The sequence below is a fragment of the Paenibacillus sp. JT31N11 genome, assembly GCF_056269285.1.
In genome coordinates, this window is the sequence record NZ_JBWDNQ010000013.1 from 47,430 (window position 1) to 67,593 (window position 20,164).

21 protein-coding genes are annotated in these 20,164 nt (G+C 53.7%); 7 read left to right on the forward strand and 14 right to left on the reverse strand.

Translation table 11 applies throughout. The features are described from left to right. The first annotated feature begins 99 nt into the window (after positions 1-99). The gene (locus AC0YNV_RS30905) at positions 100-402 is read left to right on the forward strand and encodes a hypothetical protein (RefSeq protein ID WP_210039957.1); all 303 of its coding nucleotides are present in this window, start codon (positions 100-102) and stop codon (positions 400-402) included. On the opposite strand, the gene gndA is transcribed toward AC0YNV_RS30905, so the two are convergent. The 10 genes from gndA to AC0YNV_RS30955 all read right to left on the reverse strand — a co-directional run bounded on the left by gndA (position 399) and on the right by AC0YNV_RS30955 (position 11,678). Beyond that, positions 399-1,817: an NADP-dependent phosphogluconate dehydrogenase gene (gndA, locus tag AC0YNV_RS30910; RefSeq protein WP_210039956.1), complete on the reverse strand. Its 1,419-nt coding sequence runs from the start codon at positions 1,815-1,817 to the stop codon at positions 399-401. The genes AC0YNV_RS30905 and gndA overlap by 4 nt on opposite strands. 296 nt (positions 1,818-2,113) lie before the next feature. After that, complete coding sequence (locus AC0YNV_RS30915; protein WP_475771455.1) at positions 2,114-3,706, reverse strand: gluconokinase; 1,593 nt, start codon at positions 3,704-3,706, stop codon at positions 2,114-2,116. Positions 3,707-3,872: 166 nt separating this feature from the next. Then, positions 3,873-4,469 (reverse strand): hypothetical protein, encoded by a 597-nt coding sequence (locus AC0YNV_RS30920; protein ID WP_210039954.1) that lies wholly within the window; start codon positions 4,467-4,469, stop codon positions 3,873-3,875. A 237-nt stretch (positions 4,470-4,706) separates the two neighbouring features. After that, positions 4,707-5,468, reverse strand: a complete 762-nt coding sequence (locus tag AC0YNV_RS30925; RefSeq protein ID WP_475771582.1) for a DeoR/GlpR family DNA-binding transcription regulator — start codon at positions 5,466-5,468, stop codon at positions 4,707-4,709. A 46-nt stretch (positions 5,469-5,514) separates the two neighbouring features. Next, positions 5,515-6,990, reverse strand: a complete 1,476-nt coding sequence (locus AC0YNV_RS30930; protein ID WP_475771456.1) for a rhamnulokinase — start codon at positions 6,988-6,990, stop codon at positions 5,515-5,517. After that, positions 6,987-8,207 (reverse strand): L-rhamnose isomerase, encoded by a 1,221-nt coding sequence (gene rhaI, locus AC0YNV_RS30935; protein WP_475771457.1) that lies wholly within the window; start codon positions 8,205-8,207, stop codon positions 6,987-6,989. Before rhaI ends, AC0YNV_RS30930 begins: the two co-directional genes overlap by 4 nt. 27 nt (positions 8,208-8,234) lie before the next feature. Then, positions 8,235-8,615 (reverse strand): sensory rhodopsin transducer, encoded by a 381-nt coding sequence (locus tag AC0YNV_RS30940; RefSeq protein ID WP_475771458.1) that lies wholly within the window; start codon positions 8,613-8,615, stop codon positions 8,235-8,237. Between the two features lie 37 nt (positions 8,616-8,652). Beyond that, a complete protein-coding gene (locus AC0YNV_RS30945; RefSeq protein ID WP_475771459.1) occupies positions 8,653-10,722 on the reverse strand; it encodes a bifunctional aldolase/short-chain dehydrogenase in 2,070 nt (689 codons plus the stop codon). A gap of 150 nt (positions 10,723-10,872) precedes the next feature. After that, positions 10,873-11,073: a hypothetical protein gene (locus AC0YNV_RS30950; RefSeq protein ID WP_210039949.1), complete on the reverse strand. Its 201-nt coding sequence runs from the start codon at positions 11,071-11,073 to the stop codon at positions 10,873-10,875. 179 nt (positions 11,074-11,252) lie between these two features. Next, positions 11,253-11,678, reverse strand: a complete 426-nt coding sequence (locus AC0YNV_RS30955; RefSeq protein ID WP_475771460.1) for an Hsp20/alpha crystallin family protein — start codon at positions 11,676-11,678, stop codon at positions 11,253-11,255. 214 nt (positions 11,679-11,892) lie between these two features. Between AC0YNV_RS30955 and AC0YNV_RS30960 the strand changes: the two genes are divergently transcribed. From AC0YNV_RS30960 to AC0YNV_RS30985, 6 genes are all read left to right on the forward strand, one after another. Next, on the forward strand, positions 11,893-12,114 hold the full coding sequence (locus AC0YNV_RS30960) for a spore germination protein (RefSeq protein WP_475771461.1): 222 nt from the start codon (positions 11,893-11,895) through the stop codon (positions 12,112-12,114). A 9-nt stretch (positions 12,115-12,123) separates the two neighbouring features. After that, on the forward strand, positions 12,124-12,327 hold the full coding sequence (locus AC0YNV_RS30965; RefSeq protein WP_210039946.1) for a spore germination protein GerPB: 204 nt from the start codon (positions 12,124-12,126) through the stop codon (positions 12,325-12,327). A gap of 28 nt (positions 12,328-12,355) precedes the next feature. Then, complete coding sequence (gene gerPC, locus AC0YNV_RS30970; RefSeq protein WP_475771462.1) at positions 12,356-13,150, forward strand: spore germination protein GerPC; 795 nt, start codon at positions 12,356-12,358, stop codon at positions 13,148-13,150. A gap of 13 nt (positions 13,151-13,163) precedes the next feature. After that, the gene (locus AC0YNV_RS30975; protein WP_210039944.1) at positions 13,164-13,406 is read left to right on the forward strand and encodes a spore gernimation protein GerPD; all 243 of its coding nucleotides are present in this window, start codon (positions 13,164-13,166) and stop codon (positions 13,404-13,406) included. Beyond that, positions 13,403-13,873, forward strand: coding sequence for a spore germination protein GerPE (locus AC0YNV_RS30980; protein ID WP_210039943.1), 471 nt, complete (start codon positions 13,403-13,405; stop codon positions 13,871-13,873). The genes AC0YNV_RS30975 and AC0YNV_RS30980 overlap by 4 nt, the downstream gene beginning before the upstream one ends. A gap of 162 nt (positions 13,874-14,035) precedes the next feature. Beyond that, the gene (locus AC0YNV_RS30985; RefSeq protein ID WP_210039942.1) at positions 14,036-14,164 is read left to right on the forward strand and encodes a sporulation protein YjcZ; all 129 of its coding nucleotides are present in this window, start codon (positions 14,036-14,038) and stop codon (positions 14,162-14,164) included. Between the two features lie 201 nt (positions 14,165-14,365). Here the strand turns inward: AC0YNV_RS30985 and AC0YNV_RS30990 are convergent, their stop codons facing one another. The 4 genes from AC0YNV_RS30990 to AC0YNV_RS31005 are packed head-to-tail and all read right to left on the reverse strand — an operon-like array spanning position 14,366 to position 20,109. After that, positions 14,366-16,333 carry a glycoside hydrolase family 15 protein gene (locus AC0YNV_RS30990; protein ID WP_475771463.1) on the reverse strand — a complete coding sequence of 656 codons (1,968 nt, stop codon included), beginning with the start codon at positions 16,331-16,333 and terminating at the stop codon, positions 14,366-14,368. A gap of 2 nt (positions 16,334-16,335) precedes the next feature. After that, complete coding sequence (gene glgA / locus AC0YNV_RS30995; protein WP_475771464.1) at positions 16,336-17,778, reverse strand: glycogen synthase GlgA; 1,443 nt, start codon at positions 17,776-17,778, stop codon at positions 16,336-16,338. A 55-nt stretch (positions 17,779-17,833) separates the two neighbouring features. Continuing rightward, entirely contained in the window at positions 17,834-18,946 is a 1,113-nt protein-coding gene (glgD, locus tag AC0YNV_RS31000) for a glucose-1-phosphate adenylyltransferase subunit GlgD (protein WP_475771465.1), read from the reverse strand. Further along, positions 18,943-20,109, reverse strand: coding sequence for a glucose-1-phosphate adenylyltransferase (locus tag AC0YNV_RS31005; protein WP_210039938.1), 1,167 nt, complete (start codon positions 20,107-20,109; stop codon positions 18,943-18,945). The genes glgD and AC0YNV_RS31005 overlap by 4 nt, the downstream gene beginning before the upstream one ends. Positions 20,110-20,164 lie beyond the last annotated feature (55 nt).

Sequence of the window (20,164 nt, forward strand, 5' to 3'; positions counted from 1 at the left end):
ATCATATCATTATTAGCGCAGATCGGGTATAAAAAAGTTCATCCTGCCGTAGAGATGATAATACCGCTATTGTTACCAATTATGCAAAGGAGGACGCCTATGGCATACAACCGGGAGCCGCATCTTTCGCTTGGACCTATGGGGCACTTGTTCAATCCCGATTATCCGCTTTGCCGTGAGGATGTGGTATGGATTTTGGAATTTATGAAAAAGAAAGTGGCTGACGAAGCGCCTGAATTACTCAGCCTTCCCCAGCCACAGCTATTAAAAATATTTCAATCCTTCTCCGAAGCCTCCATGATTCTGATCAAGCAGCGCAGCGGCTGCGGCCCGGAAGGGGACAGACTGCGGAGCTGCCTGATTGAAGGCGTTCTTGGCCTCTATCCTGCAGGCGCCAATTAATCGTGCAGGTGAAGCCAGTCAAAGTGGAAGGAGCCTTCCTTGTCCACACGCTTGAAGGTGTGAGCGCCAAAGTAGTCGCGCTGCGCCTGCAGCAGGTTTGCCGGAAGACGGGCGGTACGGTAGCTGTCGTAATAGGCCAGCGCGCTGGAGAACGCCGGAACCGGAACGCCATACTGAACAGCGGCGGCAACGACATCGCGCCACGCGCCCTGATACGATTCCACAATTTCCTGAAAGTAGGAATCCAGCAGCAGGTTGCGGAGCCCCGGCTCACGATCGTATGCATCCTTGATGTTCTGCAGGAAACGGGCACGGATAATGCAGCCGCCACGGAAAATCATGGCGATGTCGCCGTAGCGCAGATCCCAGCCGAACTCTTCGGAGGCGGCGCGCATTTGAGCGAAGCCTTGTGCGTAGGAGCAGATTTTGCTCGCAAACAGCGCCTTGCGGATCGCTTCGATGAACGCGGTTTTGTCGCCTTGGAACGGAGCGCTTTGCGGGCCCTTCAGCCGTTTGCTGGCAGCCACGCGCTCTTCCTTGAGGGCAGACAGGAAACGCGAGAATACGGATTGGGTGATGATCGACAACGGGACGCCAAGATCAAGCGAGCTTTGGCTAGTCCATTTGCCAGTACCCTTCTGGCCGGCTTCGTCCAGAATGACATCCACCATCGGCTGCTTCGTTTCCGGATCGTATTTGGAGAAAATATCCGCTGTGATTTCAATCAGGTAGCTGTCAAGCTCGCCTTTATTCCATTCGGTAAAGATGCTTTGCAGCTCCTCCGTCGAAACGCCCAAAACATTTTTGAGCAGATCATAGGCTTCGCAAATCAGCTGCATATCGCCGTATTCAATTCCGTTGTGAACCATTTTGACATAGTGTCCTGCGCCATCAGGTCCGATGTATGTACAGCAAGGGTCGCCATTGACATGCGCGGAAATTGCAGTAAGGATGGGTTCAACCAGCTTATAAGCAGATTCCTGGCCGCCCGGCATGATGGACGGTCCTTTCAGCGCGCCTTCTTCGCCGCCGGAAACGCCTGTGCCGATAAAACGAATGCCTTGTCCTTCCAGATCCTTGCTGCGGCGCTGGGTATCAGGGAAAAAGGCATTGCCTCCGTCGATGATAATATCGCCTTCGTCCAGATGAGGGACAAGCGCATCAATGGTAGCGTCCGTACCTTTGCCGGCTTGAACCATGATCAGAATTTTGCGGGGGGTTTCCAGTGATTCGACAAACTCCTCGATTGTAAATGTACCCACAAGATTTTTTCCGGCAGCTTCCTTGAGAAGATCGTCCGTTTTTTCGCGTGAGCGGTTGAAGACCGAGACAGTAAATCCTTTGCTTTCAATGTTGAGCGCAAGGTTTTTGCCCATTACGGCCAAACCAACTACACCAATTTGTTGTTTAGACATTGTGGTTTCCCATCCCTTATCTCATTTATAGTTGAGCTTCTATGCGTCTGTTACAGCCTGTCCCCGAAAGGGTTGGATTGTAACGCTTACGCACACAGTACTTTTATTTTACTCTTTTTGCAAGGGAATGAAAACCGGCGCCAAAAAAAATCGGATTTATGGACCAGTCGGGCCCTATCAGGGCCCGACTTTACTGGCCGCGACTGCATGATGCTGTCCGATAGCCGGCACTGCCGCGCGAGGACGCACGCCGGGAGCGGCGTACGTCAAGAGAACGGCGTTCCGGCCGCGCCGGACTATTCGCCGCGCTGGTAGGCGGCGATCTCCGCAAAAGCGGGAGCGAGCGCGCTGTACAGCGAGCGGTAGACCGGGAACAGGCGGTCATAGACGGCCGCCGCCCGAGGGTCCGGATCGCGGCGGTCAACGACCTCGACCGCCGCCGCAAGCCCGCGCAGGCCGTGCGGAGCCTGCCCAAGCGCGAACTGCGCCAGCATTGCGGCGCCGATGGCCGAAGCGTCCTCGGTGTCCGTGAGGGTAACCGGGCAGCCGAATATATCGGCCATCATCTGCCGCAGCGCGCCCGAGCGGGCAAAGCCGCCCGAGGCACGGATTTCCCGGAGCGGTCCGCCGCCGGAGCTTGCGGCGACCAGCTCGGCCACGGCGCGCAGACCGAAGAGGATACCCTCCAGCGTGGCGCGGATCATATGCCGCCTGTCATGATGCAGCGACAGGCCGATGTAGACTCCGCGCGCATTCTCGTCCCAATGCGGCGCCCGTTCTCCCGCCAGGTGCGGAAGGCTGAGCAGCCCTTCCGCTCCTGGCGGCGTTTCCATCGCGAGCGCAATCAGCTGCTCGTATGGATCAATTCCCTGCCCGGCCGCCGCAGCCGTTTCGGCCGGGAACAGCTTGTCGCGTAGCCAGCGCAGCACCACGCCGCCGCTGTTTACAGGCCCGCCTGCGATCCACAGGGAATCCGCCAGCGGATAGCAAAACAGCCGTCCTTCGCGATCTGCAGCCGGCGTATCCAACGCGATGCGCACGGCGCCGCTCGTGCCGATTGTGACAGCGGCAATCCCGCTCTCGACCGCTCCCGCGCCCAGATTCGCGAGCACGCCATCCGCTGCGCCCACGATGACCGGCACGTCTGCCGGCAGCAGCATGGCATCCGCGGCGGTCTGACGCAGCCCCTGCAGCACATGCTCCGACGGAACAAGCTGCGGCAACCTGTCGAGCCCTACGCCGGCAAGCTGCAGAGCCTGCTCATCCCACTTGCGGTTCTCCAGGTGATATAGGCCCGTTCCCCCGGCTACGGACTCGTCCATCAGATAAGGACCATCGAACCAGCGGTGCAGCACAAATTCCTTGATTCCGATGAAGCAGCGGGCGGAAGCGAATATTTCCGGTTCGTTATCGCGGAGCCACAGCAGCTTGCAAAGCGGGGTCATCGCATGAACGGGGACTCCCGTCCGCATCGTCAGTTCTCCGGCTTCCCCGCTGTCTCTGAGCTTCTTCGCATAACCCGCCGCTCTTAAGTCAGCCCATGTCACACAGGGCGTCAAAGCCTCTCCAGCCCCATCAACTGCGATTAATCCATGCATAGCCGAGCTGAATGTAAGGCAAGACACCTCGTCAGCCTGAATCCCGCCCTTGCGCATAACCTCCCGGATTGACCTTTCCACCGCCTCGGCGATCAGTCCGGGGTCCTGTTCGAAATGTCCCGGATGGGGCTCGAGCAGAGGGTAGCCTTCTTCCGCCCTGGCGCGGATCGAAACGCCTTCCTTCGATGCCTGCGCGCCTTTATAGCGGTCCGCGTTCAACGCCAGTACCTTGGTGCTCGTCGTCCCGATATCTACGGCTATAATAATCTTACCGGTTGCATTCCTCACCATCCGTCTCTCCTCCCGCAGCAAGCCAAACAGCACTTTTTGCTATCGTTACATTGTAGAACATGCGGGCAAGCCGTGTAAACAATGGAACGGGCGGCATGCAAAAATAAGCCTTTTGGCGCGTAAGCTCCAAAAGGCTTATTTGAATGGGAAAGCTCCAATCCTCTTTCTATAATTCAAGCTGTATCATCTCAATCCTCAGCGACTGCAGCCGCTCTTTGGAAAGCGCCGCATCTTCATCGCGTTCCTCTTTGATCGCCTCATGCAGGACCGAAAGCTCATAATCCAGCTCATACCTCAGCACAACCGCCCGTTCTTCCGCACGTTTAGACTGAAAAGCCTGAATCATTTCTTCTACAGTGACCAATGGTTTCTTCTGGTAAATAATCCGATGCTCCATCCCGGACACCTCCACAAGTCGAATGATTTCGCCGAACATGATGCTCTCAATCACGATTTGGCGGTCCTTAAAGCGCTTAACAACCGCATGACCACGGGAATCGTTAATCAGCTTCTCAAGCAGCTCCGACAGTTTCTCATCCTTAATGATATAATCGCCGATGATTTTGTAACGGTTGCGCACTCTCTGGAACCGGAGCTTCACAAGCTTGCGCCCGCTGCGTACCGATATGAGAAAGTAAACGTCCGACTCGCTCCAATACAGCGAATAACCCTCCTGTATCAAATCCCGAATCAAATTCTGGATTTGCCGCCGGTCAAAACGCAGCTCCAGGTTGCAGTACTCCACTTCATGACTCTTGTTCATCGGCAACTCCTCCCCCCAGTGTTGATCCGTTGACGAAATGTTCTGAATATTCTTTCTTAATAACTATCTTATACTCCATCTTATGTTATGGCAACTTGGTTTATTGACTATTTTTAAACTTGTACCGCAAATTTGAATAATAAATTTAGATACTCTGCATGATTTCCCCAAATTTAAAGACAGGCGCCCGGCCCCATTCGCATGAGGTTGCGGCCGCCCTGTTCAACTAGCGTCTTGCTAATGGCTGATCGTCACTTTAATGCCCTGCCCGGTCAAAATACGCAGTACCTCCGGGTCGGCCCGGTCATCTGTAATCAGATGATCGATTTGTTCACAGTCAGCGATGTGGGAGAACGCGCGAACGCCAAATTTGCTGTAATCGACAAGCAGGAATACCTCGTCTGCCAAACCGATCATCTTCCGTTTCACCGCCGCCTGCAGCTCGCTGGATTCGCTTATTCCCCGCTCGGGATGAATGCCCTTGCCGGAAATAAAAGCCTTGTTCACGTGGTACTGCTCCAGGTTGCTCTCTGCAAGAGGCCCTTGGTAGGACAAGGAGCGGGGCGAAAGGATTCCCCCGGTGGAGAAGACCTGAATCTTCTCCTTCCCGGCGAGCTCCAGCGCTACCTTGATCGAATTGGTCAGAACAGTCAACGGGATATTCGGAAGCTCAGCCGCCATATAGTAAGCCGTGGTGCTTGCATCAAGCGCAATTTTGCTGTAGGGCTCGATTTGACCGACCGCTTCGGCAGCAATCCGTTTCTTCTCCGCTGCGTTCATAACCTCACGTTCAAAGTAAGGAATCTCAGCCTGCGCATCCTTCACGCTCATGGCGCCGCCGTGACTGCGCTCAAGCTTGCCTGTTTGCTCGAGCCGGTCCAGATCGCGCCGGATCGTCTCTTCGGTAACGCCGCACAGCTCGCTGAGCTCGCTCACCCGGATACTGCCCCGCTCATTGACGAGGCGGATGATTTTTGCATATCTTTCGGCTACCAACATAAGCTTCAGTCCAATCCGAATAGTAAAAGCCACGGCTTTATTTCCATTATTGCAGACCTGTGAGCTCCCGCCAAGTTCCGTATTGTTCTTCCCAGATACCGGAGTCATCCGGTTCATACACGTTGACAGCAAAGGATTCTCCGATCAGCTTGCGCACCCCGGCAATATCGGCAGCTTCACCGGAAGCGATAAACTGGACGGCAAGATTGCCCAGCGCGCTGCCTTCCGCAGGTCCTGCCCATACGGGCTTACCCAGCGCTCCCGCCGTAAAGCGGCAGAGCATTTCATTCTGAATGCCGCCGCCAACCATATGCAGTCCATCATAGACCGTCCCGCTCAGTTCTTGCGTTTTCTCCAGCACATAACGGTATTTCAAGGCAAGGCTCTCCAATACGCAGCGGACAATCTCTCCATCCGATGCCGGAACCGGTTGACCGGTCTCCCGGCAATACGCGGCAATTTCCGAAGGCATATGCGCCGGATTCAGAAACCGCATGTCATCCGGATCAATCAGAGAGCGGAAAGGCTCGGATGCAGCTGCACGTCCAAGCAGGTCAGAGTATGCCAGCTTGCTGCCGCCTTCTCTTTCCCATGCCCGCTTGCTCTCTTCCAGCAGCCATAGACCCATGATGTTCTTAAGCAGCCGGTACGTCCCGTAGACGCCGCCTTCATTGGTGAAATTCAGCGCACGCGCATGCTCGCTCAGCACCGGCTCAAGAACTTCGGTTCCCATCAGCGACCAGGTTCCACAGCTCAGATAAGCGAAGGACGGCTCGAGTGCCGGCACCCCTGCGACAGCTGATGCTGTGTCGTGCTCGCCAACGGCAATCAAAGGGATTGCCGCGGTGCCAAGCTCCTGCGCAACGGATTCGCTTAAGGCTCCGACAGCCGTGCCCGGCTGAACCGGAGGCAGCATAATCGCCGGATCGATGCCGATCGCCGTCAACAGCCGTTCATCCCAAAGCCCTGTTGCGGGATTGAGCGCCTGCGTAGTCGAGGCATTCGTGAACTCGCTGTGCATTTCACCGGATAGGAAGTAGCGCAGCAGATCAGGGATCATAAGCAGATGCTTTGCCTGCGCAAGCGACGGATTCCCGTCCCGCTTCATGGCATGGAGCTGGTACAGCGTATTAAAAGGGAGAAACTGAATCCCGCTGCGTGCGAATATCTCCGCTTCCGGCACGATTTTCAGCACCTCTTCGATGGCTGTCGTCGTATGGCCGTCCCGGTAATGATAGGGATTTGCCAGCAGCTCGCCATTGCTGCCGATCAAGCCAAAATCGACGGCCCAGGAATCAATGCCGATGCTGCCGATTTGCCCGTCCGCAGCACGCCAGGCACTGCGGATACCCTGTTTGATTTCGTGATACAGCCTTAAGATGTCCCAATAGAGACGCCCGCCAACCTGTACCGGCTCATTCGTGAACCGGTGCACCTCCCGGATGACGATCCGGCCCTCCTCGATCCATCCCAGCACTGCGCGTCCGCTGCCTGCGCCAAGATCGAATGCGAGCGCCTTCACCAGCTCGCTCCGCCTTTGCCGCGATGGGCAACGGACTCATAATAACCGCTTTCCCGAAAAGCCTTCATCGGATCAAGGGGCAGATTCTGCTCCTCGCGCACCGCATGCAGGAGCGGTGTTACATCGAACTCGAACGCGCTGCGCACTGCATCCTCGGCAGCCATGACATCCTGTGCTTCCTGTGCCGCATGCACCTCATCCAGATTGATCAGCAGAGCTTTGGCATACTGGGTCTGGACGTTTAATACGGAACGGATCATCGCCTGGATTTTCGGTTCAATGTTGTGACATTGATCGATCATATAGGCAATATCGTCGGCATCACCGCGAATGCCGCTGTTCACGTCATTCGCCGCTTCAAGAATCTGATAGAAAATAAGGAATAATTCATAAGGATTAATCGCACCGACAATCAGATCATCGTCCGCATATTTGCGGCTGTTGAAGTGGAAGCCGCCCAGTCTTTGCTCATCCAGCAGGTAAGCGACAATATGCTCCACATTGGTACCAGGCGCATGGTGGCCGGTATCGACGAGAACAGAAGCCTGTGCGCCGAGCTTGCCTGCCAGATTGAATGCCATGCCCCAATCGGCAAGATCCGTATGATAGAAAGCCGGTTCAAAAAATTTATATTCGATCAGCATCCGCATATCCGGCGTCAACGCCTTGTACATCTCGGCCAGCGCTTCATGCATCCACGCTTTGCGCCTGCGGATATCGGCCTGACCCGGATAGTTCGTGCCGTCCGCAAACCAGAGGCTGAGATCGCGGGAGCCTGTAGCTTTGGCAATATCTACACACTCCAGAAGATGGTCGGTCGCTTTGCGGCGGATAGCGGCATCAGAGTTGGTTACGCTGCCCAGCATATAATCCTCATCCTGAAACAAATTGGGATTAACGGCTCCGATTTGAAGACCGAGACCCTCCGCATGGCTGCGGAGCTTGTCGTAATCGTCCACTTTATCCCAAGGAATATGGATAGCTACCGACGGGCAGAGGCCTGTCAGCTTTTGCACTACGGCAGCATCATCGAATTTCTCGAACGGATTGCGGGGAACGCCGACCTTCTGGAACACTTTGAAGCGGGTTCCTGAATCGCCGTAGCCCCAAGAAGGTGTTTCAATACGAAGGGATTTCAGCTTTTCCTTGGCCTTGTTTATGTCGATGCCGCGACTCTTCTGCTGCTCTTCGAATAAAGCATAGGCGCGATCATTCATGGTACGTATCATCCTCTCATTCCCGGACTATTGGTTATCTCTTACCGGATAAGCCATCACCGACATTAAAGCGTTGGCCGGCTGTGTCGCATCAAGTCTGCTGTATTGGACATAAACGGGAATATCGCTCATGACTTCCATCGCATAGGGAACACCCTTGGGGATGCTCTCAGAGCCGCTTCTGAGCAGCGCAGTGCGCTGATGAAGCGTCCGTTTGGCCGGAACCAGCACCGTAATGCCTTCCAGCGGTTCACGGTCTTCAAAATAAACGTTGACGATCAGTTGCGCGTCCATATGATTGGTATTCAGAACACAGATGGATTCGTGGCTCTCAAGCTCCCCGCTGCTATGCGGTGGAATGTAACCGTCCGGGATCACCCATAATGTTTCGCCTTTTTTTGCAGCCAATGCGATTTCCTCCTTGTAAGAAAAGCGGATAGTTGAATTAGCGTGTGAATGCCGCCGGCACTCCGCCATCGATAGTCAGCATGCAGCCTGTTGTTTTGGCTGATTTCGATGAGGCGAAGAAAGCTACGCCCTCGGCGATGTCGGAAGGATAGATGTTCACAAGCAGTGTTGTCCGGTTGCGGTAGTGTGCTTCCAGCTGATCCGGCTCGATGCCGTATGCCGCTGCGCGCTCATTGCGCCAGTTGGAATTCCAGATTGCAGATCCTTGAAGAATGGCATCAGGAAGAATAGTGTTCACTCGGATGCCGTCCGCTCCGCCTTCCGCTGCGATGCAGCGTGCAAGATGCGCTTCAAGCGCTTTGGCCGAGCTGTACGCCGTAACGCTTTTGCCAGCAAAGATCGAGTTCTTGGAGCCGATAAATACCATGCTGCCGCCAATGCTTTGAATTTTCATGGTTTTGAAAGCTTCGCGCGCAACAAGGAAATAGCCGGTTCCCAGTACGTTCATGTTCAGATTCCATTCTTTCAGCGATGTTTCCTCGAACGGGCTGGAGGTGGCAAGCCCTGCGTTGTTCACCAGAATGTCCACCCCGCCGTAATACAAGGCGGATTCAGCGAAAGCGGCTATAACCTGCTCTTCGCTTGTCACATCCATCTTTACGGCGAGAGCGCGGCCTTCGCCATGCTTGGCGTTAATATCGTCCGCAACCTTCTGTGCGCCTTCAAGATTGAGGTCGGCAAGCACGACATGCGCGCCTTCCGATACCAGACGGCGGGCCGTTTCGCTGCCAATTCCGCCCGCTCCGCCGGTAATGAAGGCGATTTTGCGGGAGAATTCGGTTTCGGCCGGCGCAAGCGTCAGCTTGTACAGCTCAAGGGGCCAGTACTCTACATTATACGACTCATTTTCGCTGAGCGAAACAAAGGAGCCAAGCGCTGTCGCGCCGCGCATAACCGCAATGGCACGGTGATAAAGCGCACCGCTGACCTGAGCATTGGCGCGGGATTTGCCAGTATTGAACATGCCGATGCCCGGAATCAGGATCACGCGAGGAGCCGCCTCGAACATGACGTCGCCTTCGTTCTTGTTGCGTTCAAAGTAAGCTGTATATTCTGCTTTGAATGCGGCAATTCCTTCTTTTACGCTTTGAATCAGTGTTTCCCGGGTTCCTGATGCAGGATCCCATTCAATGTACAGCGGCGTCATTTTGGTATGAACCAGATGATCGGGGCAAGCTGCGCCAACCTGGGAGAGCTTTGCGGAATCGCGGCCATTGACGAACTCCAGCACATCAGCCTCATCATCGAAGACGGCCAGCATAGGCTTCTCCGCGCTGACTGCGCCGCGGATCGTCGGCATGACGGCAGCAGCAAGCTCGCGTCTTTTGCCAGCTTCCAGAGAGCTGTAGCGCGCGCCTCCGAATACGGCGTTCTCATCGATGCGGCCTGCGATATATTCCTCCGCCTCGGTAATGATTTGCAGTGTTTTGTTGTAGGCTTCCTCAGAGGTTTCCCCCCATGTCACCAGACCATGCTTCTCCATCAGCACAAGCTCGGCTCTGGGGTTGGCAAGCACCCCTTCCGCGATCATTTTCGACAGGGTAAAGCCGGGACGGACATAGGGAACCCAGACGAAACGGTCGCCGAAGATTTCTGCCGCCAGCTCGCGGCCATTGTCGGTACAGCACAGGCTGATGATAGAGTCTGGATGAGTATGGTCCACATGCTTGAAAGGAAGGAAGGCGTGCAGCAGAGTCTCAATGGATGCGCGCGGGTGCTTGCTGTCGATCATGCAATTCGCCAGATAAGCGACCATGTCTTCATCGGACATGCTCTCAAGCTCGAATAATGGACGGATATCCTCCATGCGAAGAGCCGTGAAATTTTTCGCTTTCATAGAGGCCAGATCGGAGCCGCTTCCTTTGACATACATGACTTCGATATCGCGGCCGCGGAAATCCTTCACAACCGTCTTCATTGATGTATTGCCGCCGCCCCAGTTGCATACGGTCCGGTCAGTGCCGATCAGATTGGAACGGTAAACAAGTTCTTCGACGCCGCTTTCAAGTGCAGATGCTTTTTGCGATTCCCATAATGATTTAGCCATGTTTTGTCATCACCTTTGTTTTTGATTGTTTTATTTTGTTTGTGTTTGTTTTTATGGTATCACAGCTTTGGTTTTCTGTATATACAAAAATAAGGCATATTCGCGATGAACGAATATGCCTTATTTTATAGAGGTAACGAAGTAAATCCGCTATACAAACCACTGGTTCAGAATCAACCCGAATGCAACAGCGCTGACCACCGCTCCGGCAAAGCTGAACCAGCCTGTGCGGATTTTATGCTGAAACATACGCAGAATCCCGAAGCTCAGCAGTGAAAAGATAAGCAGGATGAATATGGCTCCCGTGGCAAACAAACCACCGGATATGGCACTGATATCTCCAACTGTCAATTCGACCACTCCTTTTGCTTTTTCCGACCATTAGCATCTATTATAAGCGATTGATCCGGCTTTTTTCCACCTGCCGCCAACCTGAAGATGGGACAAATTATTGACATTTTACATGCGGCTTCGCCAAAGCTCCTGCCGCAATCCGGGCTTGTCCCTGTAAAAGGCAAACGCCTCCCCCTTCAGCTCCCATGGATTTTGGCTTCGAAAGATCGCTTATTGCGGGGACGTTTGCGCAGCCGGACCTTCAGCTGGGCGCCGTCATAGCTGGCTTGACAAGAGTCGGGAATCACCATCCTGGGCAGCTTGATGACTTCCGTTTCCCCCTCCCGATGACCCGACAGCCTGATGCGGTCTTCCTGTGCAACCAGCCTGATCCGGGTCAAGTCGGCATTCCCGCCAAGCGGATATATAATGATCATATATTGCTTGGACTCTGTGATTTCCGCCCTGGATGCGTTTAGCACCGACGATGCAGCGGGAATCGCCTTGATCATCATGCTCCGGACATAGTCGCCAATCCAGTCAGGCTGGCTAAGCATATCAAAGTCTTTGGGAAGCCGCTGCTTCTCCATCCATTTCTCCAGATCGTCAAGCCCCTCTTCCATATCGATTGACACCTCCGCTCCAGAATCGCCTGTTTAATATATGCCGGAATCAAATACGCTGCCACTCCATCACCCAAAAAAAGATCTGCAGTTGACACGCAAAAGGAACCACTGGGCGCTTGCCGCATAGGATGTAACATCAGCTTTGGATGCGAGGAAGCTGCCCTCAAGCAGCAATGGCAATTTCAGCCTATAAGAAAGGGAGTGGGAAACAATGCCTGCTGTCATCGGTTTTGTCAATTTCATCCGGGTGGGCTCAAGCCCATTCGTCCCGTCAGGTGATTCCTTCCAGAGAAAGCCTCCGGGCATATCGATAACCTATGCCGGTCCAGGATCGTTCCTCACAGGCAGTCCGGCCAATGCCGATCATGCCGTCAGCGCGGCGGATACCTCTGAACCGGATATTGCAGACAGCATACAATCCCAAGCGGGGTGAGTCATCTCCATGAATTGGACTGTTCATCAAAACATCACCATTCACCAGCTGCGGGTGGATAGCGTTACGAATTCATCTGTCCTTCAGATCGGCACAGCGGGATCTGTGCGCTCCCTGTCCCAGCTCTACAATACCGGGGGCTTTACCGGTCCTGCGCCGCAATTCGGCGAAGAAAATCCGCTTTCCTTTGTTCCTCTGCCCAATCCGGTTTAGCTATTAAGTCCTTCAGGAGGTGCGTATCATGCAATCCTATAACGAACCCGCCTATTCCCCCCAACAGGTGTGGATGGCATGGTCCCAAAGGGTTCAACAGCTGCACATCCGACTGGAAGCACAGCAAGCCGCAATCGATTCGCTCAGCAAACAGGTGGAAAGCTTAAACGAACGGTTGAAATCCGCAGAGACAAAACCGCAGTATCATATCGACCGCATGGAATATCATTTTGACCAGTTGAAGGTGGAGAAGCTGGACGGAACGCTGAACATCGGCATGACCCCTCCCAGTGAGGAGAAGATGAAGGAGATCGGCCAGCTTGTCATTCCCGGCGCTCCTTCGCCTGCGGCCGTACCCCCACCAGCCTCTGCCTTTACATCTGATAACGGTGCTTTACCCCTCGGGGATGTGAACGATCAGGCGCTTAGCGGCCCCAATCAGTTCCCATCCGCCTTTGCCTCGGGCGCGCCGGATGCGACCATGCCTGGTCCACCGTATCCCGAAATCCGCCGCGATATTGATTTTTATCTGAGTACGCGGGCGCCTGTCATTCTCTCGCAGCTTGAAGCAAGTTATGGCATCACGCTTGACCCCTTCCACCGCAAATTGATTGTGGAGGATATCCGCAAGCAAATGAGTCCCCGGATTCAATATTATATAAATGTCGCTCTGCCCAAAGGAAAGACAAATGACCAAAATCCGCCCCAGATTACGGATGAGCTGAAGTCGGATATCATCCAGAAGACAACCCGCGATATCGATGCGGCGCTTCAGAGCTATGTAGCCGGCCTGGCGTCCCAAGCAACCAACCAGAATGAATAGGAGAAAAGCTGCCATGAATTTGAATGTTGTGAATCATGCATTGTCTGTAGGCTGCATCCAGCTCACCGCGGTGGCCAGTGCTTCCATCCTGCAGGTCGGGGATACCGGGCAAATCAATCTCTATTCCATGTTCGATACGCCGCCGGAATCGGTTATTGTAGGTCCGCTCGTACCGCTATCCGCGCCTGCTGACTCACAAGAAGCGGAGGCTGAGGATTCCGCCAGTAACCCCGATACCGAGAGCAGTTCGTCATGAGCATGAGAACACCCCAGAATCCGGGTAACGATTCGAACCTCTGTTATCCCATCCGTGTATCGGAGCTTGGTTACCTTTATCTGATCAGTGCTGGCGACGCTTCCGTCGTACAATTCGGAGACCGGGCGGAGGTGAATGCTTCTTTGAGGGCATTGGCTGTTCAAAGAGAAAGCGATCATGAGTCGAAAAATGATGTCTACTTTGAAGCCTATTCTATCTATAACCGGCCGAGGCAGGTTTTTCCCGAAAAGCCGGGTTCGGCTGAAGAGGACGATGATGTGCAGATGACAACTTGTCATAGACAGCCTGCCATCCGTGTTGGCTGCATCCAGATTATCGCCATAAGCGCTGCTGCGAACATTCTGATCGGCAACGGCCTGACTGAAACCGCTGAGTCCCGCATCAAGAATATTCGTCAATTCGCCGAGCCCCTCCCTTCCCCGGGACTGCCGGAAGCCCCGCCCTGATATCACCGCTCTGCCAAGCCCGCCTTTATATCAATTGCATACAGGATATATAACCAATTGCAAATGCATACGGTATAAACGTCCAAACGATTTTGCGGATTGGTCATACATTAAATATGTGATAACAAACATCACAAATCAAACACTCAGGAGGTATGCAATATGGGATACCCAGGTGGGGTTGGCGGCGTAGGCTGCGGACCAGTAGTCGGCGGCATATGGGGATGTACAGGCGTAGTCCTTGTGCTCTTCATTCTATTGGTCATTATTCTTCGTGCCGGCGTATATTAAGTTAAGCAGCCAATATGGAATCAACAATCCGCGATGTCTGGACCATGTGGAATGCTTCCGCATGAGCTCTCTGCTCTTGACCGGAAGGTGAGATTTCCTGCCAACAATATGATATAAACATGATCCAGACACTATAAATCAAAGAAGAGCCCCGCTTTCCGCGAGAGGCTCTTCTTTGATTTTTCTGAACTGTACGGCCGACTATTTCACTACAGCCAGTTCAGCATATTTGGCGGCGTAGCGGCTGACGGTCTGCACATAAGTAGCATGCGACCAGGTAAGCGGCGCCACGGAAAGCGGCGTTCCGTCTCCCGGGTGAACCTGCTCCGGCAGCAGACCGCTCGACAAGGCATGCTCGATAGCCCATTCCAGCGCCTTGCGCGGACCTTCCAGGTCGGCCAGACCTTGTGCGGATTCAATATCAAAGTTGGCGATCCACAGCGTACATATAATCCATGGATTGCCCGGCACATTATCGATATCTCCCGATTGCTGGAAGTAGTAGTCATTCGTGTATCTTGCAACCCCGCCTATCCCGTTGCGGATCGACAGGCCCTCCCGGATCGCATTCATCGTGCTGACTACTCTGCTGTCATCGACAGGCAGAACGCCGAAGTCCCAAATACCGAACAAGCTGCTTTCCAGCGTCATATCCTTCACCCAGACATTATCTTTCTGGATCAGTCCGCGCGCAAAACGTCCGGTTTCCTCATCCCATAAATGCTTCAGCATTCCTTCCTTAATCATCCTGGCGGTATCGCGGAAATGATCGCTCCGCTCGTAATCGCCAAACAATTCCGTAAAAAATGCCCCTGCCATCAGACCGCCGTATACGGAAGCCACGGTGTACGTCCATATCCCGTAACGTTCCTCCCATAAATCATAGCTGGGCTTGGGCAGAGACAAGGCCGGCTCAATATACTCGCTCAAAAATGCCGCGCCCTTGCGGATCAGATTATTGTAGAGCGACTGCGGCAGCTCGATAACCTGATTGCGGATGTAATCCTTCCACAAGGCAAACAGGACCAGCGCCGTTTCATCCTCCTGGATCGGAAGTCTGCGGCTTCCCTGTACAATATAAGGATGCCAGCTGGAGCCGACAGTTCCATCGGGATTGTATTTATGGAACAAATAACCTTCGGGCGAAAGCGTCTGTGCGCAAAAGTGGAAGAACGGCGCAATGACACTCTGGAAGCCTGCCGCCGACATGGCATCGGCAATAAGCGCTCCGTCCCTTGGCCACATGTAGCTGTAATGATCGCGGTTATATTGCAGGATATCGGTATCATTGGCAGCTACAATGGCTCCGCGCTCATCCGTCTGCGTGCGTACGATCAGCAGGCTAAGCCTGAACATTCTCGCAACCTCCGGCGGGAGATCTCCAAGATCGATCTCCGCCCGGTGGAGCCAGTGCTTCCAGTAAATCACAATCCGGCTGAGCAGTTTCTCCGGATGGCTGTCCTGCACATATTGGTTGAGACTTTTAACTTCTTCGAGATCCTTGCCGATCGACATCCAGTAATACACGGTTTTCTCTCCGCCAGCCGGCACGACAGTTCGGAAGCTCATCGTGCTGTCAACCGAGCCCTGCGAGATGGAATTGCCCATCAAGGTGCCGTCCTCCGCATCCCGCCATGTGCCTTCGGCCGAGTGGAACCGCTTGATGCCGGTCGTATACTGCACCATCCCGCCTTCGTCCGAGAAGCCGTTAAACATAAAGTATGAGGACCTTTTATAATGAAACAGGGTATGATTATCCGGATAATACGCTGCCGTATCTCCTACCTCGGAGCCGTCAATCATCAAATCCTGATGGAAGAACAGGCGGAATTCCCGCTCATCGTCCGCTTTATTTCTTATGACGACCCGCTTCAGATAAATGGATTCGCGCTGATGGATGCCGTCATTAATATGCAGCTCCACAGCAAGGCGATCATTCCGCGCAATAATGTTCGTGACAAGCGAATCCTCAACGTAGCCAAGCTCGAACGTCCAATCGGGCTCTTCCAGCCAGGAGAATTGCCCGGCCGCCCAAATGCCGAAGCGGCAGTATTGTCCCCCCACATGATTCAGCTGACCGACAAAGGGATAATAAATGTCGCGGATATAACAATTCTGATCCAGATTAACGAGGATTTTACCATTGCCAATCACAAGATGGCGAGCCATAGTCAGTTCTCCTTTCGATTCGACAGAATTTCATCGTACAGATTCATATAAGACTTCGCGGACTTCGTCCAGCTGCAGTCGTCCCTGGCTCCATTGGCGACAATTTTCTGCCACGCCACCTCGTCCCGATAGAACGAGAGCGCTCTGCGCACCGTGAAGAGCAAATCATGCGCATTATAATGCGTGAAGGTGAAGCCGTTTCCTTGTCCCGTAAACTCATTATACGAGATCACCGTGTCCTTGAGACCACCGGTCTCACGGGCTATCGGAACCGAGCGGTAGCGCAGCGCAATCAGCTGGCTGAGGCCACAGGGCTCGAACTGCGAGGGCATCAGGTACATATCGCTTCCGGCATAGATCCGTCTTGCCAGGCCGTCATTAAAGCCCAGCCAGACGGCGAGCTTGCCCGAATGTCTCCGCGCTGCATCGTTGAACAGCTGCTCGTACCGCCAGTCCCCTGACCCCAGCACCGCAATCTGCACATCCTCCTGCAGAATCTCCTCCAGCACCGCCTCCACCAGATCAAAACCCTTCTGGTCCACAAGCCGGGAAACCACGCCAATCAGCGGCGTGCTCTCGGATTCAGCAAGTCCCAGCTCACGCTGCAGGTTCAGCTTATTTTTCCGTTTGCGCGGCAATGATCCTCTGTAAGGAACTTGAAGAGCCGCATCATTCATGGGATCGAAGGAAACCGTATCGATGCCGTTCACGATACCGGTCAGATCTCCCGAGCGCTGACGAAGCAGCCCATCCAGCAGCTCGCCGTAGGCTTCCGTCTGTATTTCCTGCGCATAGGTGGGACTGACGGTTGTCAGCTTGTCCGCATAGAGAAGACCGGCCTTCATGCAGCTCCCGCCGCCATAGAATTCAATGCCCTCCGAGCCAAACAGCTCATTACCGCTGCCAAGCAGGTCCATCAATTGCTGCTGTCCGAACACACCCTGGTAACGTAAATTATGTATGGTGTATACAGTTGCTATATTCCGGGTGATCGTCTCATCCCGGTACCTCGTTTTGAGCAGGAACGGAACGAGCCCGGTTTGCCAGTCATGGCAGTGAACGAGATCAGGGCGATAATCCATATGAAACAAGGATTCCGCCACCGCAGATGAGAAAAATACGAAGCGTTCGGCATCGTCGCCGTAGCCGTAAAGCCCTCCGCGCTTGAAGTAATACTCGTTGTCAATCAAATAATAAACGATTCCGTCGATTTCTCCCTTTAAAAGGCCGCAGTACTGATCGCGCCAGCCCAGCCGTACATGGAATTCAGCAATCCGTTCAAAGCCGGCAAGCAGCGCTTCCGGCATCGCTTCATATTTGGGGAGAATGACACGGACTTCTGCGCCATTCTCCTTCAAAGCGGCAGGCAAAGACCCGGCAACATCGGCCAGGCCTCCGGTTTTGATCAGCGGCACCGCTTCAGAAGCGGCAAACAGGATATTCATCGTATGATTCCACCTCTATTTCTCTATCTGCCCTATCCAATCCATAGACAAGAAGCTAGATGACTTTGCGTTTCATCGCCAGGAACGGCGAGGACTCCGCGCCGCGCAGGTCGCGGCTTGGCTCGATCGTTACATCCTTATCCAGGATTACATGATTGACATTGCTATTCTCGCCAATGATTCCATTTTGCATAACAATACTGTTGCGGACGACAGCGCCTTTATGAACATGAACGCCGCGGAACAGGATGCTGTTGATGACCGTCCCCTCGATAATGCAGCCGTTAGCAACCAGGGAGTTGCTCATTTTCGCCCCTTCCGCATAACGCGCAGGCGGCTCATCCTTGACTTTTGTATAAACAACACCAGGTTCGAAGAACAAACTCTTCCACACTTCCGGACGCAGCAGCTGCATGCTGTTCTGATAGTAGCTGGAAACGGTATTGACAATTCCCAGGTATCCCTCATACATATGGCTCTGGATATGAAGCTTATCTACACGCGACATGATGGCGTGGCGTACGAGATGATCCTGTCCCTGGGCCAGTGAAGTCTCAACCAGCTCCATCAGCAGTTCCTTGCGCATGATGTACATTTCCATCGAGACAAGGTCGCTCTCCATGCGGCCGTAATGGTCCTGAATGCCCGTAATTCTGCCGCTCTCATTAATCAGCACTTTTCGCGCTTTCCCATCCATCAGATCCATTTGCCGCTTGCAGACAACGGTGATATCCGCGCCGCTCGCTTTATGCTCGGCAATAATGGGCTCGAAGTTGATATTGCATATCATATGACTGCGTGTTATGACGACGAATTCGTGCTGGCTGCGCATAAAATAATCCCGATGCTGATAAAAGTGGAACAGATCGCCCCGCCGCACTTCATTCACATCATCCGTAATCGGAGGAAGCATAAATAATCCGCCCTGCCGGTGATGCAAATCCCAATGCTTGCCCGATCCCAGATGATCCATCAGGGAGCGGTATTTGGTATGGGCGAATATCGCCACTTTGGAAATACCCGAATTGACCAGGCTGGATAATGTAAAATCAATCAGACGGTAACGCGCTCCGAAGGGCACGGTGGCCAGACAACGGTCTGCCGTGAGCGACTCCATCTCATCCGATTCATGGATCAGATTGATCACACCAAGTATGTTGGAATTCATGGCTGCTCCACCTCCTGCAGAGTATTGCTCAGGGTCACATTCTCGTCGCTTGCAATGACCGTAACCGGTCCCTTGTCCGGATTGCCAATCGTCACGCCATCGGCAATAACCGCACCTTCCCCGACTATCGTGCGATAGATTCGCACATTCCGGCCAATCTTGACATTCGGCATGATTACCGATTCCTCTATAACACTATCAACACCGCATTGCACGCCATAGAACAGGACGGAACGGTGAACACGCCCTTCAACTATGCAGCCTTCGGTAATAAGCGAATGGGAGGCTTCACCGCCAGACGCGATGAAGTGGGCGGGCCTGTTGGGATTAACGGAATAGATTCTCCAATTGCGGTCGTTCAGGTCCAGTGCCGGCTCGTCGGAGAGAAGATCCATATTCGCTTCCCAAAGGCTTTCCAGTGTACCAACATCTTTCCAGTAGCCGTCGAAGGTATAGGAATTCAGCTTGACTCCGTCCTGGAGCATAGCCGGAATGATATCCTTGCCAAAATCATTGCCCGACAAGCGGTTGGCTTCGTCGCGGATCAGATACTGCTGCAGCACCGGCCAGGAGAAAATATAGACGCCCATGGAGGCCAGGTTGCTGGTCGGCACCTTCGGTTTCTCTTCGAAGGCGGTGATGCCGCCATCATCGTCGATGCTCATAATTCCGAAGCGGCTCGCTTCCTTCCAGCCCACTTCGATACAAGCAATGGTAACATCCGCCCCGCGCTCTTCATGCTGCTGAAGCATTAGCTCATAGTCCATTTTATAAATATGATCGCCGGAAATAATCAACACATATTCAGGGTCAAAACGATCGATGAAGCCCATATTCTGATAAATTGCATTGGCCGTGCCTTTATACCACATGCCGCCTTTTTGTTTCATATAAGGAGGGAGTATAGCCATCCCGCCGTCCCGCCTGTCAAGTCCCCAGGGGCTGCCGATGCCCAGATACGTATTGAGCACCAGCGGCTGATATTGCGTCAGCACGCCTACTGTGTCGATGCCCGAATGGGTGCAGTTGCTTAAAGTGAAATCAATAATCCGATATTTGCCGCCGAAGTGAACTGCCGGCTTCGCCAAATCTTTGGTCAGCACACCCAGCCTCTTACCTTCTCCGCCTGCAAGCAGCATCGCTAACATTCTTTTTCTGCCCATGGACACTCTCTCCTTTTCTACTGCAGCTCGCCACCGCAGTAATTAAGTCCGCCTG